The sequence below is a fragment of the Kribbella sp. NPDC104740 genome, assembly GCF_055583505.1.
Genome location: NZ_JBVJNV010000002.1, coordinates 573,130 through 598,854, shown reverse-complemented (window position 1 = coordinate 598,854; position 25,725 = coordinate 573,130). Strand labels below are relative to the sequence as shown.

Sequence of the window (25,725 nt, the reverse complement as noted above, 5' to 3'; positions counted from 1 at the left end):
CCTAGGTGGTCGGTACGGCGCAGCCGTGCAGACGAGGTTGAGCAGCGGGCATCTGGGCGACCGGCGGACGTCCGGGCGCGACGAACAGCACCGTGAGCACGGCTCCCACGACGCTCACTCCGGCGAGCACGAGCATCGCCGTCCGGTAGCCCTCGGCAAGCGGCTCGGCGAGATCGCGAGCACCGCCCGCGCCGATCAGCGCCGGGACGAGCGCGACCAGGATCACCCCGCCGACCCGCGACGCCGCGTCGTTGATCGCCGATGCCTCACCGAGATCCGAGTCGTCCACAGCAGCCAGTACGGCGGCCGTCAGCGGCGCCACCGCCAGTCCGAGACCGAGCCCCCACAGGACCGCGCCCGGCAGCACAGCACTCAGATAGCCGTCACCAGGTCGAGCCGCCGACAACCACGCGAAGCCAGCCGCAACGAGGAGGATCCCCACGCTCATCGGCCAGCGCGTGCCGACCCGCGCGACCAGTCCACCGACGAGCGGCGACACGAGCAAGAACACAACGGACTCCGGCACCAGTGCCGCCCCCGCTGCCGTAGCGCTGTAGCCGAGCTGCAGTTGGCACTGCAGCACCACCAGGTACGCCGCAGCGCTCAGCGCGCCGTAGAACAGCACAGTCGTGGCATTGATCGCGACGAACTGCCGGATCCGGAACAGCGCCGTACGAACCATCGGTGCGGCTCGCCGCTGCTCCAGCGGGACCAGCACGACCAGGCAGCCGACACCGACGAGCCCTGTCAGCAGCACCGGCGCACTGGTCCAGCCCGACGACGGCCCGGCGGTCAGCGCGTAGATGATGCCGCCCAGGCCGACCACCGTGAGCAGCCCGCCGAGCAGGTCGAGCGACAGCGGCCGCCGGAAGCGTTGCACCTCGGGGACATGCCGCAGCACCCAGTACGCCGCCGCGATCAGCGGGACGTTCAGCAGGAACACATAGCGCCAGGAGCCGTGGTCGATCAGCCAGCCGCCGCCGTACGGGCCGAGCGTCGTACCGAGCGTCGAGATGCCGGCCCAGACGCCGATGCCCTTCGTGCGATCCGCTGGGCGCAGCGTCCCGTTGAGCAGCGCCAGGCTGCTCGGTACGACGAGAGCGCCGCCGACGCCCTGCACAGCCCGGGCCGCGATCAGCAGCTCGACCGTCGGTGCGGCCGCGCAGGCGAGCGAGGCGACGAACATGATGCCGAGCCCGACGACCAGGATGCGGCGGCGGCCGAAGTGGTCGGCCAGGGCGCCCGCGAGCAGCAGCAGGGAGGCGACCGCGAGCAGGTAGCCGGTGACGACCCACTGGAGCTGGCTGACCCCGGCGTCCAGCGCGGTGCCGATCGACGGGATCGCGACGTTGACCATGTACGCGTCCAGGAAGCCGACCATCGAGGCGAGCACGGTCGCGGCGAGCAGCGCCGTACCGGTGGTGCTGCGTAGTGCTGCCAGCTGTGCGCTGTCTGATCCGGCCGTCATCTCCGGCTCCTTCCGCCGGGACCGACTCTGCGCCCGCGGGCCCGGGCTCGCACCCGTGGATGTCCCTGGTCCGGCCCGGCCAGGGTGACTCCCTGGCTCGACGGCGCCGCCGCCCGACCAGGATCGTGGGCGTTGGCTTCCCACGAGTGCGAGGAGTGCAGGTCATGGACATGAAGCTCGAGGTCGTCGTGGTACCGGTCTCCGACGTGGACCGGGCCAAGGACTTCTACACGACGCTGGGCTGGCGGCTGGACGCCGATATCGCGACCGACGAGAAGTTCCGGGTCGTCCAGGTGACGCCGCCGGGCTCGCCGGCCTCGGTGATCTTCGGGTCGTCGGTGACCGCGCAGGAACCGGGGACGGCGCAGGGATTGCACCTGATCGTCGACGACATCGACGCGGCGTACGACGAGTTGAAGCGGCTCGGCGCCGACCCGAGCGAGGTGTGGCACGACGCCGGCGGCATCTTCCACCACGCCGGTGACGCCGAGCGTGTCCCCGGCCCGGACCCGGCGCGGAGCAGCTACGGCTCGTTCCTGTCGTTCCAGGACCCGGACGGCAACGGCTGGCTGCTGCAGGAGATCACCACCCGCCTGCCCGGCCGGGTCGACGCCGAGACGTCGTTCTCCTCCGTTCCCGACCTGGCCGGCGCGCTCCGCCGCGCCGCGGCCGCGCACGGCGAGCACGAGGCCCGCACCGGCGAGGCGGACCCGGACTGGCCGGACTGGTACGCCGCGTACATGGTCAGCGAGCAGGCCGGGACCGAGCTTCCGTCGTGAGCGACTACGACGTGATCGTGCTCGGCGGTGGTGCGCCCGGGGAACACTGCGCCGCCGCGCTGGCCAAGGGTGGCGCCCGGGTAGCGGTCGTCGAGCGGGAGTTGCTCGGCGGCGAGTGCTCGTACTGGGCCTGCATCCCGTCGAAGACGCTGCTGCGACCTGGTGAGGCGCTGGCGGAGGTCCGGGAGGTGCCCGGGGCGCGGGAAGCTGTGACGCGGCCGCTCGACGTACGGGGTGCGCTGGAGTGGCGGGACTTCATGGTGTCGTCGTACGACGACGCCGGGCAGGTGGCGTGGGCAGCTGGTGTTGGTGTGGAGGTGCTGCGCGGTAGTGGTCGGCTGGACGGGCCGGGGGCGGTGCTGGTGGGGGAGCGGCGCTACACGGCTGACGACGTGGTGCTGGCGTGCGGAGCTGACCCGGTCGTTCCTGGACCGTTGCGGGGAGTGCCGGGCGTGTGGACCAACCGGGACGTCACCGGGATGAAGGAGGTGCCCGAGCGGTTGCTGGTGGTCGGTGGTGGCGCGACCGGGGTCGAGATGAGTCAGGCGCTGGCGCGGATGGGGTCGGCCGTCGTACTGATCGAGCGGGGTGAGCACCTGCTGTCGCGGGAGCCTCGTTCGGTGGGAGTTGCCGTTGGTACGGCGCTCGCTGCATCGGGGGTGGACGTGCGGCTCGGCCAGGATGTCGCGGACGCCTGGATCGAGGAAGGCGAGTACGTCGTCGCTCTTGCCGATGGGTCGGAGCTGCGCGGTGATCATGTCCTGGCGGCGACCGGCCGGCGGCCGCGGGTCGACGGGATCGGGCTGGAGACGGTCGGGATCACACCGGACCCGCGCGGTGTGCCGGTCGACGAGCGACTCGCTTGCGGGCCGGGGCTGTGGGCGATCGGGGACGTGACCGGGTTGTGGCAGCTCACGCACGTCGGCGAGTACCAGGGGCGGGTGGTCGCGAGCAACATTCTGGGGCGGCCGCGCGTCGCGGACTACGACGCCGTACCGCGGGTGGTGTTCTGCTACCCGCAGGCCGCGTCGGTCGGGGCCGCGGACGGGCCGTACACGAGTACGGTGCAGCTGTCCGGGGTCGCGCGGACGGCGACGTACACGCGGGCGTACGACAGCCAGCCGGGGTTCCTGACCGTGGTGTCGGACGGCGCGGTGCTGATCGGTGCGTACGCCGTCGGGCCGGAGGCCGGGGAGTGGTTGCAGCAGGCAACGGTCGCGATCCGGGCCAAGGTGCCGGTCGACGTGCTGCTCGATGTGATCCAGCCGTTCCCGACGTTCTCGGAGGCGTTCCTGCACGTGCTCCGCGACCTCGACGAACAGCTGGCGAGGCCGCGGCACGCGGTGGCCTGAGCGTTCGCGCCTAGAAGTCGGTCGCTCTGCTGACGAGCTCCCACGCGTCCACCTCGGTGCGGAGCTCGTCCAGCGCGGCCCGGAACGCCGTCGACGCGTCGTTCCCGAGCAGCAGCAGGTACGGCGGGTGGTCCGACTCGACCGCTTCGATCAGCGCGGCGGCCGCCTTCGCCGGGTCGCCCGGCTGCGTCCCGTGCACGGTGTCGTTCTCCTTGCGCCGCTTCCCCGCGGTCTCGGCGTAGTCCCCGATCGCCTCGGCCGACTGCTGCAGCGACCGGCCCGCGAAGTCGGTCCGGAACCCACCCGGCTCGACCACCATCGCGGTGATCCCGAGCGGCGCGACCTCCTTGCGCAGCGACAGCGTGAGCGCCTCGACCGCGGCCTTCACCGCCGCGTAGTACCCCGACCCGGCCGGCGAGATCCGCGCCCCGATCGACGACAGGTTCACGATCGTCCCGGCCCGCCGCTCCCGCATCCCCGGCAGCACCGCCTTGATCGTCCGCACCGACCCGAACACGTGCGTCTCGAACAGCAGCCGCACGTCCGCGTCGTCAGCCTCCTCGACCGCCGCGCGGTACCCGTACCCGGCGTTGTTCACGAGTACGTCGATGCTCCCGAACCGCTTCTCGCCCGCCGCCACCGCGTCGGCGACCTGCGCGTCGTCGGTCACGTCGAGCGGCAGCACCAGCGCCGTCTCGGCGTGCGCGTCGGCGAGGTCCTGGACCGACTTGACGTCCCGAGCGGTGACGACGACGTTGTCGCCGCGCGCGAGCAACGCCTCGGTGAAGGCCCGGCCGAGTCCGGTCGAGCAGCCGGTGATGAACCAGGTGGACATGGAGTTCCTTCCGTGGACGGTTCGACGAGTCCATCGAACACCACGGCACCAGAGCCGTCGTACGGTGTGGGCATGGACGACGTACCGCAGTTGGCGGCCGTGGCGATCGACTGCACCGACCCCTGGGAGCTCGGCCGCTTCTGGCAACGCTTCCTCGGCGGCGAGCTGCGGGCGAGCGGCGACGAGGTCGTCGAGTTGCACGGGGCAACGGTGCGAATCGACTTCTGCCGCGTCGCCGACACCGCACCGGACCGCAAGAATCCGGTGCACCTCGACCTCCGCGTCCCCGCCGCCCGAGGCGACGCAGCGATCGACCGGGTCCTCGCGCTGGGCGCGACGAGAGCCCTCGACATCTACGACGGCGACGAGTGGGCGTGCCTGCGCGACCCCGCCGGCAACGAGTTCTGCATCGTCTGGGGCGCTGCCTGACCTACTCCTCGGCCTCCGCCTGCAGCTTCTTCTTCAGCTCGTCCTTGCCGAGCGACGACACCCCGGACACGTCGGCGTTGCGGGCCTGCTGCAACAACTCGTCGCGCGTGATGTCCTCCGGCTGGTCGCCGAGATGCTCCTTGCGGCTGGCAACGAACGCCTCGCCGAGCTCGAGCCGCCGCTCGTCGGTCAGGTGCTGCCGCATGCCGGGAAGGACCTTGGTCTCCTCCTCCTCGACGTGGTGCGTCACCGCGTCGACGAGGTTCTGCAGCACCTTGTCGAAGGCCGCCGAGGTCGGGTCGGTCTTCGCGAGCTTCTCCAGCAGCTGGTCGGCCTCGACGTGCTCCTGCTGGCTGTGCGCGACGTCGTCGGCCTCGTCCGCCTCGGCGGCGGCCGCCGGGTAGACGGCCGACTCCTCGGCGCGGCTGTGCGCCGACAGCAGCGTGGTGAGCACCGGCACCAGGTTCGGCCGCCCGTACGCCGGTCAGTGCGGCTCGAACACGTTGCCCGGTGTCGGCTCGGTCGGGGTGCGCGACAGGCCGAGGCGTTTCATCAGGGTGACCACCAGCGCGTCGTACACGGCGGGCAGGTAGCGGAAGCCGAACACCATCACCGGGTTCGCGAGACCGACCGAGAGCTCGCGGCGCGGGCGGCCGGTGAGCGAAAGCACCGCCTGGGTGACCTTGTCGACGTCGCCGACCGGCGGGGGCGGCTGGCCGACCCGGCCGATGTAGTTGCCGGCGCGTTCGTAGACCGGGGTGTCGATGCTGCCGGGCGCGAGCAGGCTGACGTCGACGCCGGGGATCGCGCGGACCTCCGCCTGCAGCGCCCGGGCGAGACCGTGCACCGCCCACTTGCTCATCACGTACGAGCTCATGAACGGCGGCGCCATCTTGCCGACCACCGAACCGACCAGGATCAGGTGCCCGGCGCCCTGCGCGGTGAACCGCCGCAAGGCGACGCGGGCGACGTTGACCGTCCCGTCGATGTCGACCCGCAGAACGCGCTCGAAGACCTCCGGCGGGACCTGCGTGAACTCGCCGTACGCCATCACCGCCGCGCAGTGCAGCACGACGTCGACCCGGCCGCAGCGCGCGACCGCGAGATCGACCAGCACCTCGACCTGCTCGCGGACCGACACGTCGGTCGGCGCGACCACCGCGTCCCCGCCGGCGTCGCGGCACTCGGTGGCGATCCGGTCCAGGCTGGTCCGCGACCGCCCGGCCAGTACGACGGTGTCGCCGCGAGCGGCCAGCGCGAGAGCGGCCGCCCGGCCGATCCCGCTCGACGCCCCGGTGACGACGACGATCACGTCTCGCGCCCCTCCGCGATCAGCCGCAGCCGGCGTAGCGTCTCGGTGTTGCGCAGGCTCAGCACCGGGTCGAGCACCGCCTGCGGGATCAGCGCGGCCGGGCCCTTCACGGCGTGCTCGCGCATCACCAGGTGGCAGCCGCCGTCCTTCTCCGTCGCCTCGAACTCGACCCGGCCCTCACCGGTCGGCCACGCCCGCACCCGCAGCCGCAGCAACATCGACGGGATGTACTCCTCGACCGTCGTGGTGTCGTCGATCAGCAGCGGCCAGCTCCCGACCGAGTGGTGGATGCTGAACCCGGGCTGCGGCCAGCCCTCCTCCACGTCCCGCACGCGGGACGCGCCGACCACCCACCCGGCGTACGACCAGCCGTCGGTCAGCACCGCGAAGACGTCCTCGACGGACGCGTGGATCAGGCACTCGTTCTCGCTCATACCCCTGCCAGTACCCATCGCGCATGACCTGACCGGATCTGGACACCGGGCGCCCATGACCGACGCGATCGTGATCGGCGGCGGCCCGAACGGGCTGGTCGCGGCCAACCTGCTCGCCGACCAGGGCTGGGAGGTGCTGCTGCTCGAGGCGAACGCGCAGATCGGCGGCGCCGTCCGCAGCGCCGAGGACGTCGCCGACGGGTTCGTGCACGACACCTTCAGCTCGTTCTACCCGCTGGCCGCGGTGTCGCCGACGATCCGCGCGCTCGGGCTGGACGAGTTCGGCCTGGAGTGGTCGAACGCGCCGGCGCCGGTCGGCAACCCGATGACCGACGGCGGCTGGGCGATCGTGCACAACGACCCCTTCGAGACCGCTGACGAGCTCGACAAAATGGCACCGGGCGACGGCGAGAGCTGGCTGGAGATGTACGACGACTGGCGGCGGATCGAGCGCGGGATGATCGGGCTGCTGCTCGATCCGTTCCCGCCGGTGCGGTCGGGGGCGGCGCTGGTCCGGCACCTGGTCGGGCGGCGGGGGATGGAGCGGATCCGGCTGCTGGCTTCGTCGGTGCGGTCGCTGGGCGATCGGACGTTCCACGGGGATGCGGCGAAGATGCTGCTGGCAACCAACGCGCAGCACGCGGACATCAGCCCTGAATCGGCCGGGTCGGGGCTGATGGGCTGGTTGCTGGTGATGCTCGGGCAGCAGTTCGGTTATCCCGTGCCGCGGGGTGGGGCCGGGCAGTTGACGCTCGCGCTGGCTCGGCGGTTCGTGGCGCGCGGCGGGGTGATTCGGTGCGGGGAGCGGGTCGTCGGCGTCGAGGTCCACGGCGGGCGGGCGGTCGGCGTACGGACTGCGGACGAGTTCCTGGGCGTACGGCGTGCGGTGCTCGCTGATGTGTCGGCACCGGCGCTGTACGGCGACCTGCTGCCGGATGCGGTTGTGCCTTCGCGCGTCACGCGGGCGATGCGAGGCTTCGAGTGGGACCCCGGCACGATCAAGGTCGACTGGGCCCTCGACGCCCCCATCCCGTGGCGCGAAACCCCGTCGAAGTCCCCGGGGACCGTACATCTGGCGGACTCCGTCGACTCCCTGACCCTCTCAGCAGCCCAACTCGCGGCCGGCCGCGTCCCCGACAACCCGTTCCTCCTGATGGGCCAGATGACCACCGCCGACCCCACGCGTTCGCCGGCCGGCACCGAGTCGGCCTGGGCCTACACCCACGTCCCCCAGGAAATCCGCGGCAACGGCCCGTACACCGGCGACTGGACCCCAGCCGAAACCGCACGCTTCGCCGACCACGTCCAGTCCAAGGTCGAGCAAGCGGCACCGGGCTTCACGAGCCACATCACGCAGCGTCGGGTGATGTCGCCGCGCGACTTGGAGTCCCGCGACGCGAACCTGGTCGGCGGAGCGGTCAACGGAGGCACCGCGGCGCTGCACCAGCAGTTGGTGTTCCGACCGATCCCGGGGCTGGCCCGCGCCGAAACACCGGTGAAGGGGCTGTTCCTGGCCTCCGCGTCAGCCCACCCCGGTGGCGGAGTCCACGGAGCCTGCGGCTCGAACGCGGCCCGCGCCGCGATTCTTCACAACAGAGTGCGCCGGCGTTGAGCCGGGGTACCGGCCCGGCATGGGTGACTTGATGGGTGGTTGGCGGTCTGCTGGGTCGGTGGCGGACGGGTTGCGCGACCTCGCGGACAGTGGGTGCTTGGAGCTGCCCCTGCCGGGTGCAGGACAGACGAGCGAGCGGTGGCGGGCGTTGACCGAGCTCGGGCGGACCGACCTGGCGCTGGCTCGGCTGGCGGAAGGCCACACCGACGCGACCTCGATTCTTCGGCAGGCCGGCGTGGAGCCGGAGAAGGAGGCGCTGTACGGCGTCTGGGCCGCGCGGTCCGGTGGGACCGGCGCGATGGTGCGTGATGGGAAGCTGTCCGGGACCGTACGGTTCTGCTCGGGGGCGCACTCGCTGGATCGGGCGCTGGTGGTCGCGCTGGATGACGACGGCGAGAGCAGAATGTACGACGTACCGCTCGATCAGCCCGGCATCGTGCGGGTCGCGGATACCTGGCAAGCGGTGGGGATGGACGCCTCGGACAGTCCGGACGTCGTCTTCGAGGACGTTGCGGTGGGCAACCGGATTGGATCGCGGGGGTTCTACACGAGCCGGCCCGGTTTCTGGTGGGGTGGCGGTGGGGTCGCTGCCGTTTGGTACGGCGGGGCGCTCGGTCTGGTGGATCGTACGATCGACTATCTGAAGGCCGGCAAGGGCGCCGACGAGCATCAGCTCGCGCACCTGGGCGAGCTGCAGACCTCGCTCGCGGCGACCGCGGGGCTGTTGAAGCTGACTGCTGCGGCGATCGACGCAGGTGACGGCGTCACAATGCAGATCTGGTTGCTGAGGGCGAGCGCCGAGCAGACCGCCCGGGCGGTCGCCGACCGCGTGCCGCGGATCGTCGGGCCGACGCCGCTCTCGCGTGACCGAGCGTTCGCGCAGGCGTTCGCTGATCTGCAGGTGTACGTGCGCCAGCACCACGCCGAGCGGGACTACGCCGCGCTCGGGCGGCGGTTTCTGGAGGCGAGCGCGTGAGGCCGACCGGCGAGGGCGAGGCTGCTCGGGCGCTGACCGGCGAGCACGAGTGGGTGGAGTTCTTCGCGGCGCGGGAGCTGCCCGAGTTCGACGTGGCGGCGCCGCGGCGGGTCGTCGTACTGGCCGCGCATCCGGACGACGAGACGCTCGGGGTCGGCGGGACGGTCCAGGCGCTGCACGCGGCCGGGGCAGAGGTCACGGTGATCGTGGCGAGCGATGGCGAGGCTGCGTTCCCTGCGCTCGGGGCGGAAGCCAGGGCTGAGTTGGCGGTACGGCGTCGCGAGGAGTTGGCGGCGGCGATGGAGATCCTCGGGTCGGGCAAGGTCGAGGTGGTGTTTCTCGGTCTGCCCGACTCCGGTCTGGCCGAACGTGAGGAGGAGTTGCGCGAGCGGTTGGTCTGGCTGCTGCAAGGAGCGGACTGTGTGCTGCTGCCCTGGCCGGGCGATCCGCATCCTGACCACGCCGCGGTCGGCCGAGCCGGTCTCGCCGCGGCGCCGGTGGAGGCGCACCGCTGGTCGTACCCGGTCTGGATGTGGCACTGGATGAAGCCGTCCGACGAGAAGACCGCTGAGCAGCCGCCGTGGGAGCGGGCCGTTCGGGTGCCGCTGGGCGAGCAGTTGCAGGACGGAAAGCAGAAGGCACTCGCCGCGTTCGCCTCCCAGCTCGTGCCAGGCCCGAACGGCGAGGAACCGATCGTCGATCCGCTGATGCTGACGCACTTCGGGCGCAGCTTCGAGGTCCTGTTCCGGGAGCCCCCGCGAGGCTCAGCGCCCGTGGAGCGGTTCGCGCACCTGTACCAGCAGGCCGAAGACCCCTGGCACACCGCCGACAGCTGGTACGAGCGGCGGAAGCGGGCGGTACTGCTCGCGGCGTTGCCCAACGAGCGGTACCAGCGCGCGGTGGAGCCGGCCTGCGGCGTCGGCGAGCTGACACGAGAGCTGGTGGCGCGGGCTGACGAGGTGTTCGCGTTCGATCCCGTTCCTGAGGCAGTCGAGCGGGCGCGCCGGGCTGCGCCGGGGGCTGAGGTGGTGGTCGATGCGCTGCCGGGCATCCTGCGGGCGGCCGATCTGATCGTGCTGAGCGAGATCCTCTACTACCTCGACGACGAGGCGCTGACGGCGACGCTCGACGGGGTCGTGAATGCGCTGGAGCCGGGCGGGGACGTGGTCGCGGTGCACTGGCGGCCGTGGGCGCCGGAGGCTCCGCGCGACGGGGACGCGGCGCATCGGATGCTCACGACGCGGGAGGAGCTGGAGGTGCTGGTCGAGCACGTGGAGGACGAGTTCGTGCTGCACGTGCTGCGCCGCCGATGATCGCGGCGGTCGGGGTGGTGATTCCGGCGCATGACGAGGAGCTGGTGATCGGGGCTTGTCTGCGGTCGCTCGCGGTGGCGCTGGAGGGGATCGATCGCCCGGTGATGGTGTGCGTGGTCGCCGACCGGTGCGGCGACACGACGGTCCAGGTCGTGCGGGAGACGATGCCGGGGGCAACCATCATCGAGAACGGCGGAAGGTTGTCGCTCGGCGAGGTACGGGATCTCGGCGCCAGGACGGTGCTCGCCGCATTCGGTGATGCCGAGGCCGTGTGGCTGCTGGGAACGGACGCGGACACCCAGGTGCCGGCCGACTGGGCCCACAAGCAACTGGCGCACGCCGACGAAGGTGCCGACGCGGTCACCGGGCTGGTCGAGCTGCAGCCGGCGGTGCACTTGACCGCCGTACTGCGGGAACGCTACGCGGGAGTGGTTGCCGCCGGCATCCGCCCGGTGAGCCACGACCACGTGCACGGCGCGAACTTCGGTGTCCGGGGGAGTGCGTTCCTCGCGGTCGGTGGTTACCGCCCGATCGGGACCGGCGAGGACAGGGATCTGTGGTTCCGGCTGGTCGCGGCCGGGTTCGCCGTACGGCAGCCGCTGGATCTGACCGTCCGGACGAGTGCGCGCGTGGTCGGCCGGGCCCAGGGCGGGCTCGCTGATCTGCTGGCCGGGCTGATTGCGCCGGGGTACCGGGACGCGTCCGAGCCAGCCAGTTGAGGAGACGCCGTGCCCCCGAAACGCAAAGCCGACCAAGCAGCCCCGCAAGCCGCCGGCCCGACGGGCCGGAAGGCGCGAAGCGCGAACACGACGCGGGCGGCCGGCAGGCAGGAAGCTCGGGCGCAGTCCGGCAACTACCTGACCACGGCCCAGGGCGTGCGGCTACCGGACACCGACCACTCGCTCAAAGCCGGCTCGCGCGGGCCGACGCTGCTCGAGGACTTCCACCTGCGGGAGAAGATCACCCACTTCGACCACGAGCGGATCCCGGAGCGGGTCGTGCACGCGCGCGGCGCGGCCGCGCACGGGACGTTCACGGCGTACGGGAACGCGACCGCGGCGACCAAGGCCGGCTTCCTGCAGGCGGGCCGGGAGACGCCGGTGTTCGTGCGGTTCTCGACCGTGCTCGGGTCGCGCGGGTCCGCCGACACCGTGCGGGACGTCCGCGGGTTCGCGGTGAAGTTCTACACCGACGAGGGCAACTTCGATCTCGTCGGCAACAACATGCCGGTGTTCTTCATCCAGGACGGGATCAAGTTCCCCGACATCATCCACGCCGGCAAACCGCACCCGGACCGCGAGATCCCGCAGGCGCAGTCGGCGCACGACACCTTCTGGGACTTCGTGTCGCTGCACACCGAGGCGACCCACCACGTGATGTGGGCGATGTCGGACCGCGGCATCCCGCGCTCCTACCGGACGATGGAGGGCTTCGGCGTCCACACCTTCCGGCTGGTGAACGGCGACGGCGCGACCGCGCTGGCCAAGTTCCACTGGAAGCCGGTGGCCGGCGTGCACTCGCTGGTCTGGGAGGAGGCGCAGCTCGCGGCCGGGGCCGACCCGGACTTCCACCGCCGTGACATGGCCGACGGGATCGAGGCCGGTGCGCCGCTGGAGTTCGAGCTGGGGCTGCAGCTGTTCCCCGACTCCGCCGACGAGACGTTCGAGGGGATCGACCTGCTCGACCCGACGAAGCTCGTGCCCGAGGAGCTGGCCGAGGTGCAGCTGGTCGGCAAGCTGACACTGGACCGGAACCCGACCAACTACTTCGCCGAGACCGAGCAGGTCGCGTTCCACACCGGAACCCTGGTGCCGGGCATCGAGGTGACCAACGATCCGTTGATGCAGGCCCGGTTGTTCTCGTACCTCGACACCCAGCTGACCAGGCTCGGCGGCCCGAACTTCACCCAGCTGCCGATCAACTGCCCGCACGCCGCGGTGAACGACAACCTGCGCGACGGGATGCACCAGACCGCCGTCCACCAGGGCGTCTCGCCGTACCTGCCGAACAGCATCGACGCGTCCCCGCGGCCCGCGCGCGAGCGCGAGGGCGGGTACGTCCAGGTGCCGCGGGAGATCGAGGGCCGGGCGGTGCGGGAGAGCCCGGTGTCGTTCGGCGACCACTTCTCCCAGGCGACGCTGTTCTGGGCGAGCATGACCGAGGTCGAGCGGGTGCACATCGTGGAGGCGTTCACCTTCGAGCTCGGCAAGTGCTACGAGCAGCCGATCCGCGAGCGGATGCTCGGCGTCCTGGCGAACGTCGACGCCGAGCTGTGCGCGGCCGTCGCCGAGGGGCTCGGGCTGCCGGCGCCGTCGGGTGCGCCGGTCGAGGTGGAGCCGTCGCCGGCGCTGTCGCAGGTGCCGGCCGAGCCGGGGCCGATCACCGGGCGGGTGATCGGGGTGTTCGCCGGGCCGGGCGCCGATCTGGCCGGCGTGACCAAGCTGCGGCGGGCGGTCGAGGCGCAGGGCGCCGTACTGCGTTTGCTCGCGCCGATCGGCGGGACGCTCAAGAAGGGCCGCTCGGAGCACATCGTCGAGCGCACGCTGCTCACCACCCGCTCGATCGAGTACGACGCGCTGGTGGTTGCCGGAGGCATCCCCGACTTCAGCGACATCAAGCTGTCGATCCTGCTCGGGGAACTGTTCCGGCACTGCAAGGTGATCGGCGCGTGGGGCGACGGCGACCAGGTGCTCGCCGCGGCCGGGATCGACACCGGAGCGCCGGGGATCGTGCTGGGCGAGAGCCCGGCCAAGCCGTTCACCACCGAGCTGCTGAACGCGGTGGGCCTGCACCGGGTCTGGGAGCGGGCCGTACAAGTGATGGCTTCCTGACGGTCGGGCCGCCGCCGGCGAGGGGGATGAGGGTGCCGGCGGCGGCTGCCCGGGAGGTGGTCCGGACGTCAGGTGAGGTCGACGGTCTCGTTCTCGGCCGGGAACTTGTCGGGGTTCCGGGTCACCAGCGCACGAGCGGCGCCGAGCACCTGGACCACCTTGCTGCTCGGCGCGTCCCAGTACTCCGCGCTCTCGGCGCGGACCTTGATCAGCACCAGCTCAGGCGTGTCCAGCCCGTCCGGGAACCAGGTCTTCAGTTGCGGCGACCAGAGCTCCTCCGCCTTCCGGCGGTCCTCCACGACCGACGCCGTACCGGCGATCGACGTCCACTCGCTCGCCTTGTCGTTGGAGAAGCTGACGTTGACCTGCGGGTGGGCCAAGACGTCGGCCACCTTCGCGGAGTCCGAGGCGGCGAAGAACCACAGGTCCCCGTCGAACTCGACCTCCTGGACGGCCATCGGCCGGGCCACGTGGCGGCCGTCGAGCGTCATCGTGGTCAGCATCGAGATCTTCGCACGGTCGACCAGTTCGGCGACCTTGGTCACGGGATCGGGCTGTTCGGTCATCGGTGACGCACACCTCTTCGGTTCGGCGGATTCGCTGTCCTCCGCCCGGTACCCCGAAGTTGTGCGCGCAGTACGAAACTTGTGCAGCGTCAGTTCACCCGCGGCGACGGGGGATCGGGGGAGTGGTCGCTCTGGGCGCGGGAGCGGCGTTTGGCCAGGACGACACCGCCGACGAACAGGAACGGGATGACCAGGCCCAGGTAGAGCCACTTGGTGCCGGTCCAGTCGCTGGTGTCGCCGTCGGCGGAGCCGGGTGGGTTCGCGCCCGGGGAAGCGGTCGCGCCGATGGAGGGCGTCGGCGAGTCCGCGGCCTGAGCGCTCGCCGCGGTGACCAGGGTCAGGCTGCAGACCAGGAGTGCAGCGGCGAGGAGGCTTGCCGGGAGGGCCGTGCTCCGTCGGGATGTCATGAGCAACCGGTACCCAGCACGGAGATGTGGAAAAGGAGGCTCCGGGCGGGCCCGGAGCCTCCAGGTCAGGCGGCGAGCGACTTCAGCGCGAGGGTGAAGCGTTCGGTGAGCCAGTCCAAGGTCGTCGTGGTGACGGTCAGCGGCGGGGACAGGCGGATGGTCGATCCGTGGGTGTCCTTCGCCAGTACGCCGTGCTCCGCGAGCCTTTCGCACAGATCACGCCCGGTGCCGAGCGCCGGATCGAGGTCGACCCCCGCCCACAGCCCGTGGATCCGAAGCCCCACCAGCCCGTGAGCCTGCAGCGGCTCCAGCCGATCGCGCAGCTCCCCTTCGAGCGTGAGCGCGTGCTGCTGCAGCTCACCCGGCTCCAGCAGCTTCACCACCGCCCGCCCGACCGCGGCAGCCAACGGGTTGCCGCCGAAGGTGCTGCCGTGCGTTCCCGGCGTGATCACGTCCATGATCGCCCGATCGGTCACCACCGCCGACAGCGCGACGATCCCGCCGCCGAGCGCCTTCCCGAGGATGTACACGTCCGGTACGACGCCCGCCCGCTGCGACGCGAACGTCGCGCCGGCCCGGCCGAGCCCGGACTGGATCTCGTCGGCGATCATCAGCACGTTGTTCGCCGTGCAGGCTTCCCGGACGGCGGCGAGGTAGCCGGGAGGTGGCACGATCACCCCCGCCTCGCCCTGCACCGGCTCGAGCAGCACCGCGACGGTCGTCTCGTCGATCGCCGCCTCCAGCGCGGCCGCGTCGCCGTACGGGACGGAGCGGAAGCCCGGCGTGTACGGCCCGTAGTTGTCGTGCGCGACGGCGTCGCCGGAGAAGCTGATGATGCTGATGGTCCGGCCATGGAAGTTGCCATCAGCAACGATGATCGTGGCCTTACCGTCCGGGACGCCCTTGACCAGGTAGCCCCAGCGGCGCGCCAGCTTGAGCGCGGTCTCGACCGCCTCGGCGCCCGAGTTCATCGGCAGCACCGCGTCCTTGCCCGCGAGCGCGGCCAGCTCGGCGCAGAACGGGCCGAGCTGGTCGTGGTGGAACGCCCGGCTGGTCAGCGTGACCCGGCCGAGCTGCTCGGTGGCGGCGGCGATCAGCGCCGGGTGCCGGTGCCCGAAGTTCAGCGCCGAGTAGCCGGCCAGGCAGTCCAGGTACCGCTGCCCGGCGGTGTCGGTCACCCAGGCGCCGTCGGCGGTGGCGATCGTGACCGGCAGCGGGTGGTAGTTGTGCGCGCCGAACTGCTCTTCCAGCATCACCGGATCGGTCACAGATCGCCCCTTCGTTCAATGAAGTAACAGGTAGTACAGGAGAGCATATCCTGTACTACCTGCTACCGAGATCAGCCGAGCTGGGCGCGGACATCCCGCGCGGCACCGACCAGGTTGTCCAGCGAGTCACGCACTTCCGGCCACCCGCGCGTCTTCAGCCCGCAGTCCGGATTCACCCAGAGCCGCTCGGCCGGGATCGCGGCCAGGCCCTTCCGCAGCAGCGACACGACTTCCGGCGTACCGGGCACCCGCGGCGAGTGGATGTCGTACACGCCCGGCCCGACCCCGCGCGGGTACCCGGCGTCGCCGAGCTCGTGCGCGACCTGCATGTGCGAGCGGGCCGCCTCCAGGCTGGCGACGTCGGCCTCCATCTCGTCCAGCGCGTTCAGGATGTCGCCGAACTCCACGTAACACATGTGCGTGTGGATCTGCGTGTCCGCGCGTACGCCGCTCGTCGTCAGCCGGAACGCCTCCGTGCCCCACGCCAGGTACGCCGCTCGGTCGGCCTGCCGCAGCGGCAGCGTCTCCCGCAGCGCCGGCTCGTCGACCTGGATCACCGCGGCACCGGCCGCCTCGAGATCGTTCACCTCGTCCCGCAGTGCCAGTGCGACCTGCCGCGCGGTCTCGCTGCGCGGCTGGTCGTCGCGGACGAACGACCAGGCGAGCATCGTCACCGGCCCGGTCAGCATCCCCTTCACCGGCCGCTCGGTCTGCAGCTGCGCGTACGCCCACCAGCGAACGGTCATCGGCTCGGGCCGGGAGATGTCGCCGACGAGCACCGGCGGCCGCACGTACCGGGTGCCGTACGACTGGACCCAGCCGTGCTGCGTGGCCAGGTACCCGTCGAGCTGCTCGGCGAAGTACTGGACCATGTCGTTGCGCTCGGGCTCGCCGTGCACGAGCACGTCCAGGCCGGCCTTCTCCTGGAACGCGAGCACCTCCTGGATCTCGGCGCCGATCCGCTCGTCGTACTGGGTCGCGTCGATCCGTCCGGCGCGCAGGTCGGCGCGGGCCGTGCGGAGCTCGGTGGTCTGCGGGAACGAGCCGACGGTCGTGGTCGGGAGCAGGGGGAGCCCGAGCCGGGCCTGCTGGGCGGCGCTGCGTTCGGCGTACGGCGTCGCCCGCTTGCTGTCGGACGGGGTGATCCCGGCGACCCGCGCGCGGACGGACGGGTTGTTGGTCAGCGCCGACGCACGCCGCGACTCCAGCGCGGCCTGGTTCGCCGCCAGCTGATCGGCGATCGCCTCGGCGCCCTCGCTGTAGCCGAGTGTCAGCGTGGCGATCTCGGCGGACTTCTGGCGCGCGAACGCGAGCCAGCTCGCGACCTCCGGCGCGATCCCGTCCTCGGCGCTCACGTCGTACGGGACGTGCAGGAGCGAGCAGGACGCGCCGACGTCGACCTGACCGGCCAGCGTGCGCAGCCGGTTCAGGGTGGCCAGCGACTTGGTCAGGTCGTTGATCCAGATGTTGCGGCCGTTGACGACACCCGCGACGAGTCGCTTGGAGCGCACCTCGGAGGCGGCGACCAGGTCGTCGAGGTTGCCCTCGGCGGGACCGGTGAAGTCGATCGCGAGCCCCTCGACCGGCGACTTGGCCAGCACCGGCAGCGCCTGGCCGAGCCGGTCGAAGTACGACGCGACGAGCAGCCGCGGCCGGTCGGTCAGCTCACCCAGTACGGCGTACGCACGCGCGGTGAGGTCGAGCTCGTCGGCCGAGCGGTCCTGGACCAGCGCCGGCTCGTCCAGCTGCACCCAGCCCGCGCCGGCGGTGCGGAGGTCGGCGAGCACCTCGGCGTACACGGGGAGGAGCTTGTCGAGCAGCGACAGCGGCTCGAAGTGCTCGTCGACGCCCGGCGCCGGCTTGGCCAGCAGCAGGTAGGTGATCGGGCCGACGAGGACCGGGCGGGCGGTCAGGCCGAGCGCGATCGCCTCCCGCAGCTCGCCGACCTGCTTGCCGGTGTCGGCGGCGAACGTGGTGTCCGGGCCGAGCTCGGGGACCAGGTAGTGGTAGTTGGTGTCGAACCACTTCGTCATCTCCAGCGGCGCGACCTCCTGGGTGCCGCGGGCCATCGCGAAGTAGCCGTCCAGCGGGTCCGCCGCGACGGCCGCGCGGTGCCGCTCGGGGATCGCGCCGAGCAGGACCGAGGTGTCCAGCACGTGGTCGTAGTACGAGAAGTCACCGGTCGGGACCTCGTCGATGCCGTCGGCCGCGAGCTGCTGCCAGTTGGCCCTGCGCAGGTCCGCGGCGGTCTGCCGGAGGGCGTCGGCGCTGACCGTGCCCTTCCAGTAGCCCTCGATCGCCTTCTTCAGCTCCCGGTTCGGGCCCTGACGCGGGTAGCCGGACACGGTGGAGCGTGCTGCTGACTGGGTGTTCAAGTGTCTCTCCTTGGCGAGGCAGTCTCGAAGACCCCGGACCCCAGGAGAACGACGGGCAGGCGCGACGGTGCGCGCACGGCCGACCTTCCCACGAGGTCACGCGGTCACCGCCGGACGACGACGCACGGCGGGCAGGGGCAGGTCTTCGGACTCGCGGGCACGCCTGGTCCCAGGCACCTACTGGCCGTCGCTTCCCAGACCGGTCCTCCGGTCCAGTGCTGATGACGGCGGTCGTTCCCACTCACCGCTGCGGGGCAGTCCCGGATTTCCACCGGGTTCCCTCTTACGACGACCCGACTGGCGACCGGGCCGAACCACTGCGTCACCACTTTCTCACAGAATTCTCACAGCGCCGGGTGAGTGTGATCGGTCCCTCGGACAGGTCGCGGTGGTTCAATGCGCCCGTGAACAGGCTGACGCGATGAGCGCCGACCACGCGGACGGCCGCGTGCAGTCCCGGACCCTGCTGACCATCGGCGCCCTCGGCGTCGTCTTCGGCGACATCGGGACCAGCCCGATCTACACCATCCAGACCGTGTTCAACCCCGGTGACCCGCACCCGGTACCGGTCTCGGCCGACAGCGTGTTCGGGATCGTGTCGCTGATCTTCTGGGCGGTCACGATCATCGTGACGATCAAGTACGTGCTGCTCGTGCTGCGCGCCGACAACCACGGCGAGGGCGGCATCCTGGCCCTGATCACGCTGATCCGCAGCCACGGCACCAACGGCACCCGGCGGACCAAGGTGATCCTGGCCGGGCTCGGCATCTTCGGCGCGTCGCTGTTCTTCGGCGACTCGATGATCACGCCGGCCATCTCGGTGCTGTCCGCGGTCGAGGGCCTGAAGGTCGTCGAGCCCGGGCTGGACTCGTACGTCGTACCGATCACCGCGACGATCATCGTCGTGCTGTTCACCCTGCAGCGCCTCGGCACCGGCCGGATCGGGCGCTCGTTCGGCGTCGTGATGGTGCTCTGGTTCGTCACCATCGGCGCGGCCGGGATCGGCGGGATCACCCGGCACCCGCAGATCCTGGAGGCGCTGTCGCCGACGTACGCGCTCGGCTTCCTGACCAACCACTTCGGGCACGCGTTCTTCGCGCTGGCCGCGGTCGTGCTCGCGATCACCGGCGCCGAGGCCCTGTACGCCGACCTCGGGCACTTCGGCCGCGCGCCGATCACCCGGGCCTGGCTGGTCCTGGTCTTCCCGGCCTGCATCCTCAGCTACCTCGGCCAGGGCGCCCTGGTGCTCAAGGACCAGGCGTCGGTGAGCAGCCCGTTCTTCCTGCTGGTGCCGGACTGGGGCCGGATCCCGCTGGTCCTGCTCGCGACCGCCGCGACCGTGATCGCGTCCCAGGCCGTGATCACCGGAGCGTTCTCGGTCGCCCGTCAGGCGGTCCAGCTCGGGTACCTGCCGCGGCTGCGGATCCTGCACACGTCGAGCAAGACGATCGGCCAGATCTACGTGCCGTGGATCAACTGGGCGCTGATGATCTCGGTGCTGACGCTGGTCTTCGCGTTCCAGACCTCGGCCGCGCTCGCGTTCGCGTTCGGGATGGCGGTCACCGCGACGGTGACGATCAACACCGTGCTGTTCTTCTACATCGTCCGCAAGCAGTGGGGTAAGCCGATGTGGGTGGTGATCGGCGGTGGCGCGGTGTTCCTGTCGATCGAGCTGCTGTTCCTCGCGGCGAACCTGACCAAGCTCGTGCACGGCGCCTGGCTGCCGCTGCTGATCGGCATCACGGTCTTCACCGTGCTCACCACCTGGCAGCGCGGCCGGGCGCTGGTCACCGCGCGCCGCGAGCGCCAGGAAGGGTCACTGACCACCTTCATCAACGAGCTGCACGACGCGCGGCCGCCGCTGCGGCGAGTGCCCGGTACGGCGGTCTTCCTGAACCGCGGCAAGGACACCGTGCCGCTGGCGATGCGCGCGAACGTCGAGCACAACCACATCCTGCACGAGAACGTCGTGATCCTGTCGATCGAGACCGAGCCGGTCCCGTCGGTGCCGGACGACGAGCGGATCACGATCGACGACCTCGGCTTCGACGACGACCGGATCGTGCACGTGACGGCGCGGTTCGGCTACGTCCAGACTCCGGATGTCGCGGGCGTACTGCGGCTGGCCGCGGAGCAGAGCGCCGAGGTCGCGTCGCTGGACCTGAGCGACACGTCGTACTTCCTGTCGACGATCGAGCTGCGGCTCGGGGACAAGCCGGACATGGCGCGCTGGCGCAGCCGGCTGTTCGTGGCCACGTCGCACATCAGCGCGGACGCCGCCGAGTACTTCGGGCTGCCCCGCGACCGGGTGGTCATCATGGGCTCCCGGATCGACGTCTAGTCCTCGGTGTCGCTCTCCGGTTGGGGGCCGCGCCGGCGGCGCTGGTGCTCGACGACGTCGAGGAACGTCTCTTTGAACCGCCGGTAGTTCTGCGCGCCCAGCCGCTCGGCGTGCTCAGCCTCGATCCCGGCGATGACCGCGTCCGCGGTCCGCATCTGGGCCAGGCCGCGCTCGGTCGGGCAGACCAGCTTCGCGCGCCGGTCGCTGGGGTCGGGACGGCGTTCCAGGTACCCGAGGGCTTCGAGCTCGTCGACCAGCGTGCCGATGATCTGCTTGTGCTGACCGGACAGCCGGGACAGCTCGGTCGCGCGGACGCCGTCGGGCTCGAGGTAGGCCATCACGGCGCCGTGCCGGTGCTTGAGGTCGTCGAAGCCCTGCGCCGCGACCTCCGCGAACAGCTCGCGCTGGAAGGCGAACAGGAGCCGGCCGGACAGCACGCCCAGGTCCGGGTCCGCGGTCCTCTGCTTCGCACGCGTGGTCAACGCCGTCTCCTCTCGTCAGCTTCCGACCAGCCTAGCGCATTTCGTCATGGCGCTTGATCGTCACTTTATTTGACTATCTCCGGGCGGCGGCCTACGCTGCAGAAGTAGTCAAGATTCGTGACGATCAAGGAGCGGGACTGATATGACGAAGACGATCGCGGTCATCGGGGCGACCGGCGCGCAGGGTGGCGGCCTGGTCCGGGCGATCCTGGCCGACTCCACGGGCGAGTTCGCGGTCCGGGCGGTGGCCCGTGACCCGCAGAGCGCGAAGGCGCTGGAGCTGGCGGCGGCCGGCGCCGAGGTCGTCACCGGCGACCTCGACGACGAGGAGAGCCTGCGCAAGGCCTTCGACGGCGTGTACGGCGCGTTCGTGGTGACGAACTACTTCGCCCAGCGCAGCGAGGCCGAGGTGGCCGCGCGGTCGGCCGCCGACATGGAGCTCGAGCAGGCCGGCAACGCGGCCCGGGCCGCGCGCGACGCCGGCGTGGAGCACGTGATCTGGTCGACGCTCGTCGACACCCGGCCGCACTTCGGTGACACCGACCGCGTCCCGACCCTGGACGACGGCCGGTACAAGGTGCCGCACTTCGACGCCAAGAGCGAGGCCGACGAGCTGTTCCGGCAGTCCGGCGTACCGAGCACTTTCCTGCAGACGACGCTGTTCTACGAGAACCTGACCAGCGACCTCGGGCCGGTGCGCGACGAGAACAACCAGTTGGTGCTGACCCTGCCGATGGACGACGCGCCGCTGAACGCGATCGCGGTCGGCGACATCGGCCGGACCGCGCTCGGCATCTTCCGCCGCACCGACGAGTACACCGGCCGGACGATCGCGATCGGCGGCGACAAGCTGACCGGCCAGCAGATCGTCGACGTGATGAGCGACGTGCTCGGCGAGCCGGTCACCTACGCGCCGCACGGCTGGGACGACTTCCGCTCGTTCGGCTTCCCCGGTGCCGTTGAGTTCGGCAACATGTTCCAGTTCTACGCGGAGAACCACCGGCAGTTCAGCGACGCCCGCGACCTCGACGAGGTCCGCGCGCTGAACCCGCAGCTGCAGACGTTCCGGCAGTGGTTCGAGCAGCACCAGGGCGAGATCGCCCGATGAGCACCATGCGTGCTGCCTGGTACGACGCGCAGGGCGCCGCGCGCGACGTCCTGCAGGTCGGCGAGCTGCCGGTCCCCGAGCCCGCGCCGGGTGAGGTGCGGGTCCGGGTCGAGGCCTCCGGCATCCACGTCGGGGACATCGGCAAGCGGCAGGGGTACTGGGGATCGACGATGGCGTTCCCGCGGGTGATCCCGCACGGCGACGGCGTCGGCGTGATCGATGCCGTGGGCAACGGTGTGTCGGCCGGCCGGATCGGCGAGCGGGTCTGGGTGTTCCTGGCCCAGTCCTACCGGCCGGGCGGTACGGCGGCCGAGTGGACCGTGGTGCCGTCGGGGCACGCCGTCGTACTTCCTGACACGGTGGCCGCCGACCAGGCGGCCGGGCTCGGGATTCCCGGGATCACCGGGCACCGGGTGGTGCTGGCCGGGGGAGACGTGGCCGGGGGCAATGTTCTCGTCACCGGCGCGACCGGTGCCGTCGGCCGGGCGGCACTCGCCACCGCGCGGCGCGCGGGCGCGACGGTTCTGGCGACCGTACGGCGTGAGTCCGAGCGCGAGGTGGCGCTGAAGCTCGGCGCCGACCACGTGTTCGTGAGTGGGGCGGATCTGAAGGACCGGATCGTGGATGCGGTCGGGCCGGACGCGATCGACGTGGTCGCCGACCTGGCCTTCGACCACACGATCGACCTGGCCGCCGAGGTGCTGCGGTACGGCGGCTCGGTGAACACCTACGCGACCGGCGAGTCGCAGCCGAAGGTGCCGTACTGGTCGCTCGCGTTCAAGAACGTGGCGGTCCGGTTCATCAGCAACGACGACTTCCCGGAGGAGGCCAACCAGCTCGCGGCGCGCGATCTCACCGCCGCGCTGGTCGCGGGCGATCTGCGGTACGACGTACGGGCGGCGTACGGGCTGGAGGAGATCGTGGCCGCGCACGAGGACGTCGAGGAGGGGTCGGGGACCTCGCGCGTGATCGTGCGGGTGCGCTAACGCAGGTCGTCGGACAGGGACTGGGCGGCCTGCGTGAGCAGCGGGATCGCCTGGTCCACCAGGGCCTCGGTCATCCGGCCGGCCGGGCCCGAGATCGACATCGCGAGGCGCGACGGGACGTCGGGGACCGGGACGGCGATGCACCGGACCCCGAGCTCCTGCTCGCCCTCGTCGGTCGCGTACCCGTCCTGCTGCGCCTTGCGGAGCTGCGCGGCGAACTCCCCGACGTCGGTGATCGTCGTCTCGGTGTGCTTCGGCATCCCGGTGCGCTGCAGCAGGTCGCGCACCTCGGGCTCGGGCAGCTGGGACATGATCGCCTTGCCGACCGCGGTGCAGTGCGGCAGGACGCGGCGGCCGACCTCGGTGAACATCCGCATCGAGTGCCGGGACTGGACCTGCGCCAGGTAGACGATCTGGTCGCCGTCGAGCATCGCCATGTTGGCGGACTCGCCGAGCTCGTCGACCAGGCGGGCCAGGTGCGGGCGGGCCCAGACGCTGAGCATGTGCGACGAGGTCTCGCCGAGCCGGATCAGCTTCGGGCCGAGCACGTACTGCCGCGACGGCTCCTGGCGGACGTAGCCGAGATCGACCAGCGTGCGGACCAGGCGGTGGATGGTCGGCAGCGGGAGACCCGAGGCGGTCGCGAGCTGGGACAGGCCGAGCATGCCGCCCGCGTCGGCCATCAGCTCGAGCAGCCCGAAGGCGCGCTCGATCGACTGCACGCTGCCCGAACGGGCGGTGCCCGTCACTTCCGCCACGACGCCTCCTGGTGTTTCCGGATGGCGGAAGTCTAGCGCCAGATTCCGGAAGCTCAAGCTCTTGTGGGTTTCGCAGAGCAGATAATAGTCTCCGCATTACGGAATTCGCGGAGATCTAAGGTGGTGGCTATGACTGACCTCGACGCCCTGGCCGGCGAGCTCGACCGACACCTGGCCGAGGCCGACGCCGTACTGACCACGCGGTACCCCGGAGATCGGGGAGTGCGGCAGCCGGTGCACACGGTCTATGTGCCGGCCGACGTGTACGGCGTGGGGACGGTCGCAGCTTGGGGTGCCGACGCTGTCGCCGCGCTGGACGCTTCCGCGGGGTCTGCCGCCGAGCTCTCCGAGGCGCTGTCCTTTGACACCTCCGCCGTCTACGACAACGTCCGCGCGAAGCTCACCGCCGAACCGATCGAGGACCTCCGCATCGACTTCGAGGACGGCTACGGCAACCGCTCCGACGACGAAGAAGACGCCGCCGCTGTCGCCGCTGCTCGTGCTCTGGCCGAGACGGTCCGGGCCGGCACCGCACCGCCGTACCACGGTCTGCGCATCAGGTGCCTGGAGGCATCGACCCGCCGCCGAAGCATCCGCACCCTGGACCTCTTCCTCGGCGAGTTCGCCGGTGCCGTCACCGACGGCTTCGTCATCACCCTCGCCAAGGTCACCTCGGTAGAACAGATCGAGGCCATGGTGACGGTCCTCGACGCCGTCGAACAGGCGCACTCCCTCCCACGCCTCGGCTTCGAGATCCAGATCGAAACCCCCCAGTCGATCCTCGGCCCCAACGGCATCGCCCTGATCCCGCTGATGATCACCGCCGGCACCGGCCGCGTCACCGGCCTCCACTACGGCACCTACGACTACTCAGCCTCCCTTGGCATTGCTGCGGCCTACCAAAGCATGGAACACCCCGCGGCCGACCACGCCAAAAACATCATGCAACTCTCCGCCGCCGGAACCGGCGTCTTCATCTCCGACGGCTCCACCAACGTCCTCCCGATCGGCGACCGCGCAGCAGTCCACGCCGCCTGGCACCTCCACGCCCGCCTCGTCCGCCGCTCCCTAGAACGAGGCATCTACCAAGGCTGGGACATGCACCCCGCCCAACTCCCCACCCGCTACGCCGCGACCTACACCTTCTACCGAGAAGGCCTCACAGAGGCCGCCGCCCGTCTACTGGCCTACACCACCAAGTCAGACTCGGCCTACCTGGACGAGCCCGCCACCGCGAAGGCCCTGGCAAGCTACGTCCTAAGAGCCACCGAATGCGGCGCCGCCACCCAGGAAGAGGTCGAAGCCCTGACAGGCTTGGACCAGAAAACACTCGCGACACTCGCGAACCGCCCCCAACCCGCCTGACCCCGCCCCACCCCTGACGGCCGGATCGGCACGGAGAAATGCTTCACGTGCCCCAGAGCCCACGCCGAACCCGAACCCGAACCCGAACCCGAACCTGCGCCGAGCCCGCGCTCGCACCCGCGCCGAGCTGCGCTGGATCCGCGCTGCTCCGCGCCGACCCGTGCCCGCGTCGGAGCCGAGCGCATGCCCCGCGGCGACCCCGGCCCGCGCCGAGCCCACGCCCGTAGCCGCGCCGCGCCCGTACCCGAGCCGGTGCGCAGGCCGCGCCGACCTGCGCCGCCCGCGCCGAGCCCGAGCCAGCATCCGCGCCGGGACCAAGCTCGAGCAGGCACCGGCGTCGAGCCCACACTCGCGCGCTGCCCCTGCCCGGAACCCGCACCCAGACCGCATCCGCGCCTGCGCCGCACCCGCGCCCGAACCCGCGCTGCGCCTACACGGCGCCGAGTCCGCGTCTGCGCCGCGCTCGCGCCCTCGGTGGCCGGGGTGAGGGCTGGCGGGCGCGGCACTGGGTGATTGGCTGGGAGCGCCTGATGGCCGCTCTCGCCATCACCAGAGCGATCAACCTGCTGACTGTCGCCGCCCGTCAGGCCGTGGGCTGGGGCGGCTTCGTGCGGTCCGCGGTCAAGCGTCTGTGCGCGTGCGTCGCCGTCGACGGACGTGCACCACTGACCAACCTCCCAAGCGGGCCGCGTGGGGGACGCGTCTGAGCGTGCCAGGTGTGGGCTGCG

At 71.2% G+C, this 25,725-nt stretch carries 24 protein-coding genes and 1 riboswitch; of the genes, 13 read left to right on the top strand and 11 right to left on the bottom strand.

All coding sequences use genetic code 11. The annotated features are described in order from the left end of the window. Position 1: 1 nt before the first annotated feature. Positions 2-1,468: an MFS transporter gene (locus ACZ6Z4_RS12410; RefSeq protein ID WP_465561997.1), complete on the bottom strand. Its 1,467-nt coding sequence runs from the start codon at positions 1,466-1,468 to the stop codon at positions 2-4. Between the two features lie 164 nt (positions 1,469-1,632). Here ACZ6Z4_RS12410 and ACZ6Z4_RS12405 point away from each other — a divergent pair, with 164 nt between their 5' ends. Continuing rightward, positions 1,633-2,247: a VOC family protein gene (locus tag ACZ6Z4_RS12405; RefSeq protein ID WP_465561995.1), complete on the top strand. Its 615-nt coding sequence runs from the start codon at positions 1,633-1,635 to the stop codon at positions 2,245-2,247. Continuing rightward, a complete protein-coding gene (locus ACZ6Z4_RS12400) occupies positions 2,244-3,599 on the top strand; it encodes a dihydrolipoyl dehydrogenase family protein (RefSeq protein WP_465561993.1) in 1,356 nt (451 codons plus the stop codon). Before ACZ6Z4_RS12405 ends, ACZ6Z4_RS12400 begins: the two co-directional genes overlap by 4 nt. 10 nt (positions 3,600-3,609) lie before the next feature. On the opposite strand, the gene ACZ6Z4_RS12395 is transcribed toward ACZ6Z4_RS12400, so the two are convergent. Further along, complete coding sequence (locus ACZ6Z4_RS12395; RefSeq protein WP_465561991.1) at positions 3,610-4,434, bottom strand: oxidoreductase; 825 nt, start codon at positions 4,432-4,434, stop codon at positions 3,610-3,612. 72 nt (positions 4,435-4,506) lie between these two features. On the opposite strand from ACZ6Z4_RS12395, the gene ACZ6Z4_RS12390 reads away from it, so the two are divergent. Further along, entirely contained in the window at positions 4,507-4,863 is a 357-nt protein-coding gene (locus ACZ6Z4_RS12390) for a VOC family protein (protein ID WP_465561989.1), read from the top strand. A 1-nt stretch (position 4,864) separates the two neighbouring features. Here the strand turns inward: ACZ6Z4_RS12390 and ACZ6Z4_RS12385 are convergent, their stop codons facing one another. From ACZ6Z4_RS12385 to ACZ6Z4_RS12375, 3 genes are read right to left on the bottom strand one after another with little or no spacing between them, the layout of a single operon-like run. Beyond that, entirely contained in the window at positions 4,865-5,317 is a 453-nt protein-coding gene (locus ACZ6Z4_RS12385; protein WP_465561985.1) for a hemerythrin domain-containing protein, read from the bottom strand. Positions 5,318-5,347: 30 nt separating this feature from the next. Further along, positions 5,348-6,175 carry an SDR family NAD(P)-dependent oxidoreductase gene (locus ACZ6Z4_RS12380; RefSeq protein WP_465561982.1) on the bottom strand — a complete coding sequence of 276 codons (828 nt, stop codon included), beginning with the start codon at positions 6,173-6,175 and terminating at the stop codon, positions 5,348-5,350. Continuing rightward, positions 6,172-6,609, bottom strand: coding sequence for an SRPBCC family protein (locus ACZ6Z4_RS12375; protein WP_465561980.1), 438 nt, complete (start codon positions 6,607-6,609; stop codon positions 6,172-6,174). The genes ACZ6Z4_RS12380 and ACZ6Z4_RS12375 overlap by 4 nt, the downstream gene beginning before the upstream one ends. 55 nt (positions 6,610-6,664) lie before the next feature. Between ACZ6Z4_RS12375 and ACZ6Z4_RS12370 the strand changes: the two genes are divergently transcribed. From ACZ6Z4_RS12370 to ACZ6Z4_RS12350, 5 genes are read left to right on the top strand one after another with little or no spacing between them, the layout of a single operon-like run. Beyond that, entirely contained in the window at positions 6,665-8,221 is a 1,557-nt protein-coding gene (locus ACZ6Z4_RS12370; RefSeq protein WP_465561978.1) for a phytoene desaturase family protein, read from the top strand. 19 nt (positions 8,222-8,240) lie between these two features. Then, entirely contained in the window at positions 8,241-9,197 is a 957-nt protein-coding gene (locus tag ACZ6Z4_RS12365; RefSeq protein WP_465561976.1) for an acyl-CoA dehydrogenase family protein, read from the top strand. After that, positions 9,194-10,510 (top strand): PIG-L family deacetylase, encoded by a 1,317-nt coding sequence (locus ACZ6Z4_RS12360; protein WP_465561975.1) that lies wholly within the window; start codon positions 9,194-9,196, stop codon positions 10,508-10,510. Before ACZ6Z4_RS12365 ends, ACZ6Z4_RS12360 begins: the two co-directional genes overlap by 4 nt. Continuing rightward, positions 10,507-11,229, top strand: coding sequence for a glycosyltransferase family 2 protein (locus tag ACZ6Z4_RS12355; RefSeq protein WP_465561973.1), 723 nt, complete (start codon positions 10,507-10,509; stop codon positions 11,227-11,229). Before ACZ6Z4_RS12360 ends, ACZ6Z4_RS12355 begins: the two co-directional genes overlap by 4 nt. Positions 11,230-11,238: 9 nt before the next feature. Next, positions 11,239-13,341 (top strand): catalase, encoded by a 2,103-nt coding sequence (locus ACZ6Z4_RS12350; RefSeq protein WP_465561972.1) that lies wholly within the window; start codon positions 11,239-11,241, stop codon positions 13,339-13,341. Positions 13,342-13,409: 68 nt separating this feature from the next. Here the strand turns inward: ACZ6Z4_RS12350 and ACZ6Z4_RS12345 are convergent, their stop codons facing one another. The 4 genes from ACZ6Z4_RS12345 to metE form a co-directional block, all read right to left on the bottom strand. Further along, complete coding sequence (locus tag ACZ6Z4_RS12345; RefSeq protein WP_465561970.1) at positions 13,410-13,907, bottom strand: pyridoxamine 5'-phosphate oxidase family protein; 498 nt, start codon at positions 13,905-13,907, stop codon at positions 13,410-13,412. A gap of 89 nt (positions 13,908-13,996) precedes the next feature. Beyond that, positions 13,997-14,314 carry a hypothetical protein gene (locus ACZ6Z4_RS12340; protein WP_465561968.1) on the bottom strand — a complete coding sequence of 106 codons (318 nt, stop codon included), beginning with the start codon at positions 14,312-14,314 and terminating at the stop codon, positions 13,997-13,999. A gap of 65 nt (positions 14,315-14,379) precedes the next feature. Then, positions 14,380-15,567, bottom strand: a complete 1,188-nt coding sequence (gene rocD / locus ACZ6Z4_RS12335; protein ID WP_465563752.1) for an ornithine--oxo-acid transaminase — start codon at positions 15,565-15,567, stop codon at positions 14,380-14,382. Between the two features lie 86 nt (positions 15,568-15,653). After that, positions 15,654-17,957, bottom strand: a complete 2,304-nt coding sequence (gene metE, locus ACZ6Z4_RS12330) for a 5-methyltetrahydropteroyltriglutamate--homocysteine S-methyltransferase (protein WP_465561966.1) — start codon at positions 17,955-17,957, stop codon at positions 15,654-15,656. Between the two features lie 119 nt (positions 17,958-18,076). Then, a riboswitch (cobalamin riboswitch) is annotated at positions 18,077-18,291 on the bottom strand. Between the two features lie 87 nt (positions 18,292-18,378). Between metE and ACZ6Z4_RS12325 the strand changes: the two genes are divergently transcribed. Continuing rightward, positions 18,379-20,298 carry a potassium transporter Kup gene (locus ACZ6Z4_RS12325; RefSeq protein ID WP_465561964.1) on the top strand — a complete coding sequence of 640 codons (1,920 nt, stop codon included), beginning with the start codon at positions 18,379-18,381 and terminating at the stop codon, positions 20,296-20,298. Here the strand turns inward: ACZ6Z4_RS12325 and ACZ6Z4_RS12320 are convergent. Then, positions 20,295-20,780 carry a MarR family winged helix-turn-helix transcriptional regulator gene (locus ACZ6Z4_RS12320; RefSeq protein ID WP_465561962.1) on the bottom strand — a complete coding sequence of 162 codons (486 nt, stop codon included), beginning with the start codon at positions 20,778-20,780 and terminating at the stop codon, positions 20,295-20,297. The genes ACZ6Z4_RS12325 and ACZ6Z4_RS12320 overlap by 4 nt on opposite strands. Before the next feature lie 142 nt (positions 20,781-20,922). On the opposite strand from ACZ6Z4_RS12320, the gene ACZ6Z4_RS12315 reads away from it, so the two are divergent. Together ACZ6Z4_RS12315 and ACZ6Z4_RS12310 are read left to right on the top strand one after the other, a co-directional pair. After that, positions 20,923-21,888 carry an NmrA/HSCARG family protein gene (locus ACZ6Z4_RS12315; RefSeq protein WP_465561960.1) on the top strand — a complete coding sequence of 322 codons (966 nt, stop codon included), beginning with the start codon at positions 20,923-20,925 and terminating at the stop codon, positions 21,886-21,888. Next, complete coding sequence (locus ACZ6Z4_RS12310) at positions 21,885-22,874, top strand: NADPH:quinone reductase (RefSeq protein WP_465561958.1); 990 nt, start codon at positions 21,885-21,887, stop codon at positions 22,872-22,874. The genes ACZ6Z4_RS12315 and ACZ6Z4_RS12310 overlap by 4 nt, the downstream gene beginning before the upstream one ends. Here ACZ6Z4_RS12310 and ACZ6Z4_RS12305 read toward each other — a convergent pair. Next, positions 22,871-23,632 (bottom strand): IclR family transcriptional regulator, encoded by a 762-nt coding sequence (locus ACZ6Z4_RS12305; protein ID WP_465561956.1) that lies wholly within the window; start codon positions 23,630-23,632, stop codon positions 22,871-22,873. The two genes, ACZ6Z4_RS12310 and ACZ6Z4_RS12305, sit on opposite strands and share 4 nt — an antisense overlap. Positions 23,633-23,761: 129 nt before the next feature. Here ACZ6Z4_RS12305 and ACZ6Z4_RS12300 point away from each other — a divergent pair, with 129 nt between their 5' ends. Continuing rightward, on the top strand, positions 23,762-24,997 hold the full coding sequence (locus tag ACZ6Z4_RS12300) for a DUF6986 family protein (RefSeq protein ID WP_465561954.1): 1,236 nt from the start codon (positions 23,762-23,764) through the stop codon (positions 24,995-24,997). Between the two features lie 530 nt (positions 24,998-25,527). Then, on the top strand, positions 25,528-25,704 hold the full coding sequence (locus ACZ6Z4_RS12295) for a hypothetical protein (RefSeq protein WP_465561952.1): 177 nt from the start codon (positions 25,528-25,530) through the stop codon (positions 25,702-25,704). The last annotated feature ends 21 nt before the right edge of the window (positions 25,705-25,725 follow it).

Bases quoted from the DNA above. Each gene is read 5' to 3' on its own strand.
- ACZ6Z4_RS12295 (WP_465561952.1), top strand. From the start codon at position 25,528: ATGGCCGCTCTCGCCATCACCAGAGCGATCAACCTGCTGACTGTCGCC.
- ACZ6Z4_RS12315 (WP_465561960.1), top strand. From the start codon at position 20,923: ATGACGAAGACGATCGCGGTCATCGGGGCGACCGGCGCGCAGGGTGGC.
- ACZ6Z4_RS12370 (WP_465561978.1), top strand. From the start codon at position 6,665: ATGACCGACGCGATCGTGATCGGCGGCGGCCCGAACGGGCTGGTCGCG.
- ACZ6Z4_RS12340 (WP_465561968.1), bottom strand. From the start codon at position 14,314: ATGACATCCCGACGGAGCACGGCCCTCCCGGCAAGCCTCCTCGCCGCT.
- ACZ6Z4_RS12390 (WP_465561989.1), top strand. From the start codon at position 4,507: ATGGACGACGTACCGCAGTTGGCGGCCGTGGCGATCGACTGCACCGAC.
- ACZ6Z4_RS12300 (WP_465561954.1), top strand. From the start codon at position 23,762: ATGACTGACCTCGACGCCCTGGCCGGCGAGCTCGACCGACACCTGGCC.
- ACZ6Z4_RS12405 (WP_465561995.1), top strand. From the start codon at position 1,633: ATGGACATGAAGCTCGAGGTCGTCGTGGTACCGGTCTCCGACGTGGAC.
- ACZ6Z4_RS12410 (WP_465561997.1), bottom strand. From the start codon at position 1,468: ATGACGGCCGGATCAGACAGCGCACAGCTGGCAGCACTACGCAGCACC.
- ACZ6Z4_RS12395 (WP_465561991.1), bottom strand. From the start codon at position 4,434: ATGTCCACCTGGTTCATCACCGGCTGCTCGACCGGACTCGGCCGGGCC.
- ACZ6Z4_RS12355 (WP_465561973.1), top strand. From the start codon at position 10,507: ATGATCGCGGCGGTCGGGGTGGTGATTCCGGCGCATGACGAGGAGCTG.
- ACZ6Z4_RS12325 (WP_465561964.1), top strand. From the start codon at position 18,379: ATGAGCGCCGACCACGCGGACGGCCGCGTGCAGTCCCGGACCCTGCTG.
- ACZ6Z4_RS12365 (WP_465561976.1), top strand. From the start codon at position 8,241: ATGGGTGACTTGATGGGTGGTTGGCGGTCTGCTGGGTCGGTGGCGGAC.
- ACZ6Z4_RS12375 (WP_465561980.1), bottom strand. From the start codon at position 6,609: ATGAGCGAGAACGAGTGCCTGATCCACGCGTCCGTCGAGGACGTCTTC.
- ACZ6Z4_RS12345 (WP_465561970.1), bottom strand. From the start codon at position 13,907: ATGACCGAACAGCCCGATCCCGTGACCAAGGTCGCCGAACTGGTCGAC.
- rocD (WP_465563752.1), bottom strand. From the start codon at position 15,567: ATGCTGGAAGAGCAGTTCGGCGCGCACAACTACCACCCGCTGCCGGTC.
- ACZ6Z4_RS12310 (WP_465561958.1), top strand. From the start codon at position 21,885: ATGAGCACCATGCGTGCTGCCTGGTACGACGCGCAGGGCGCCGCGCGC.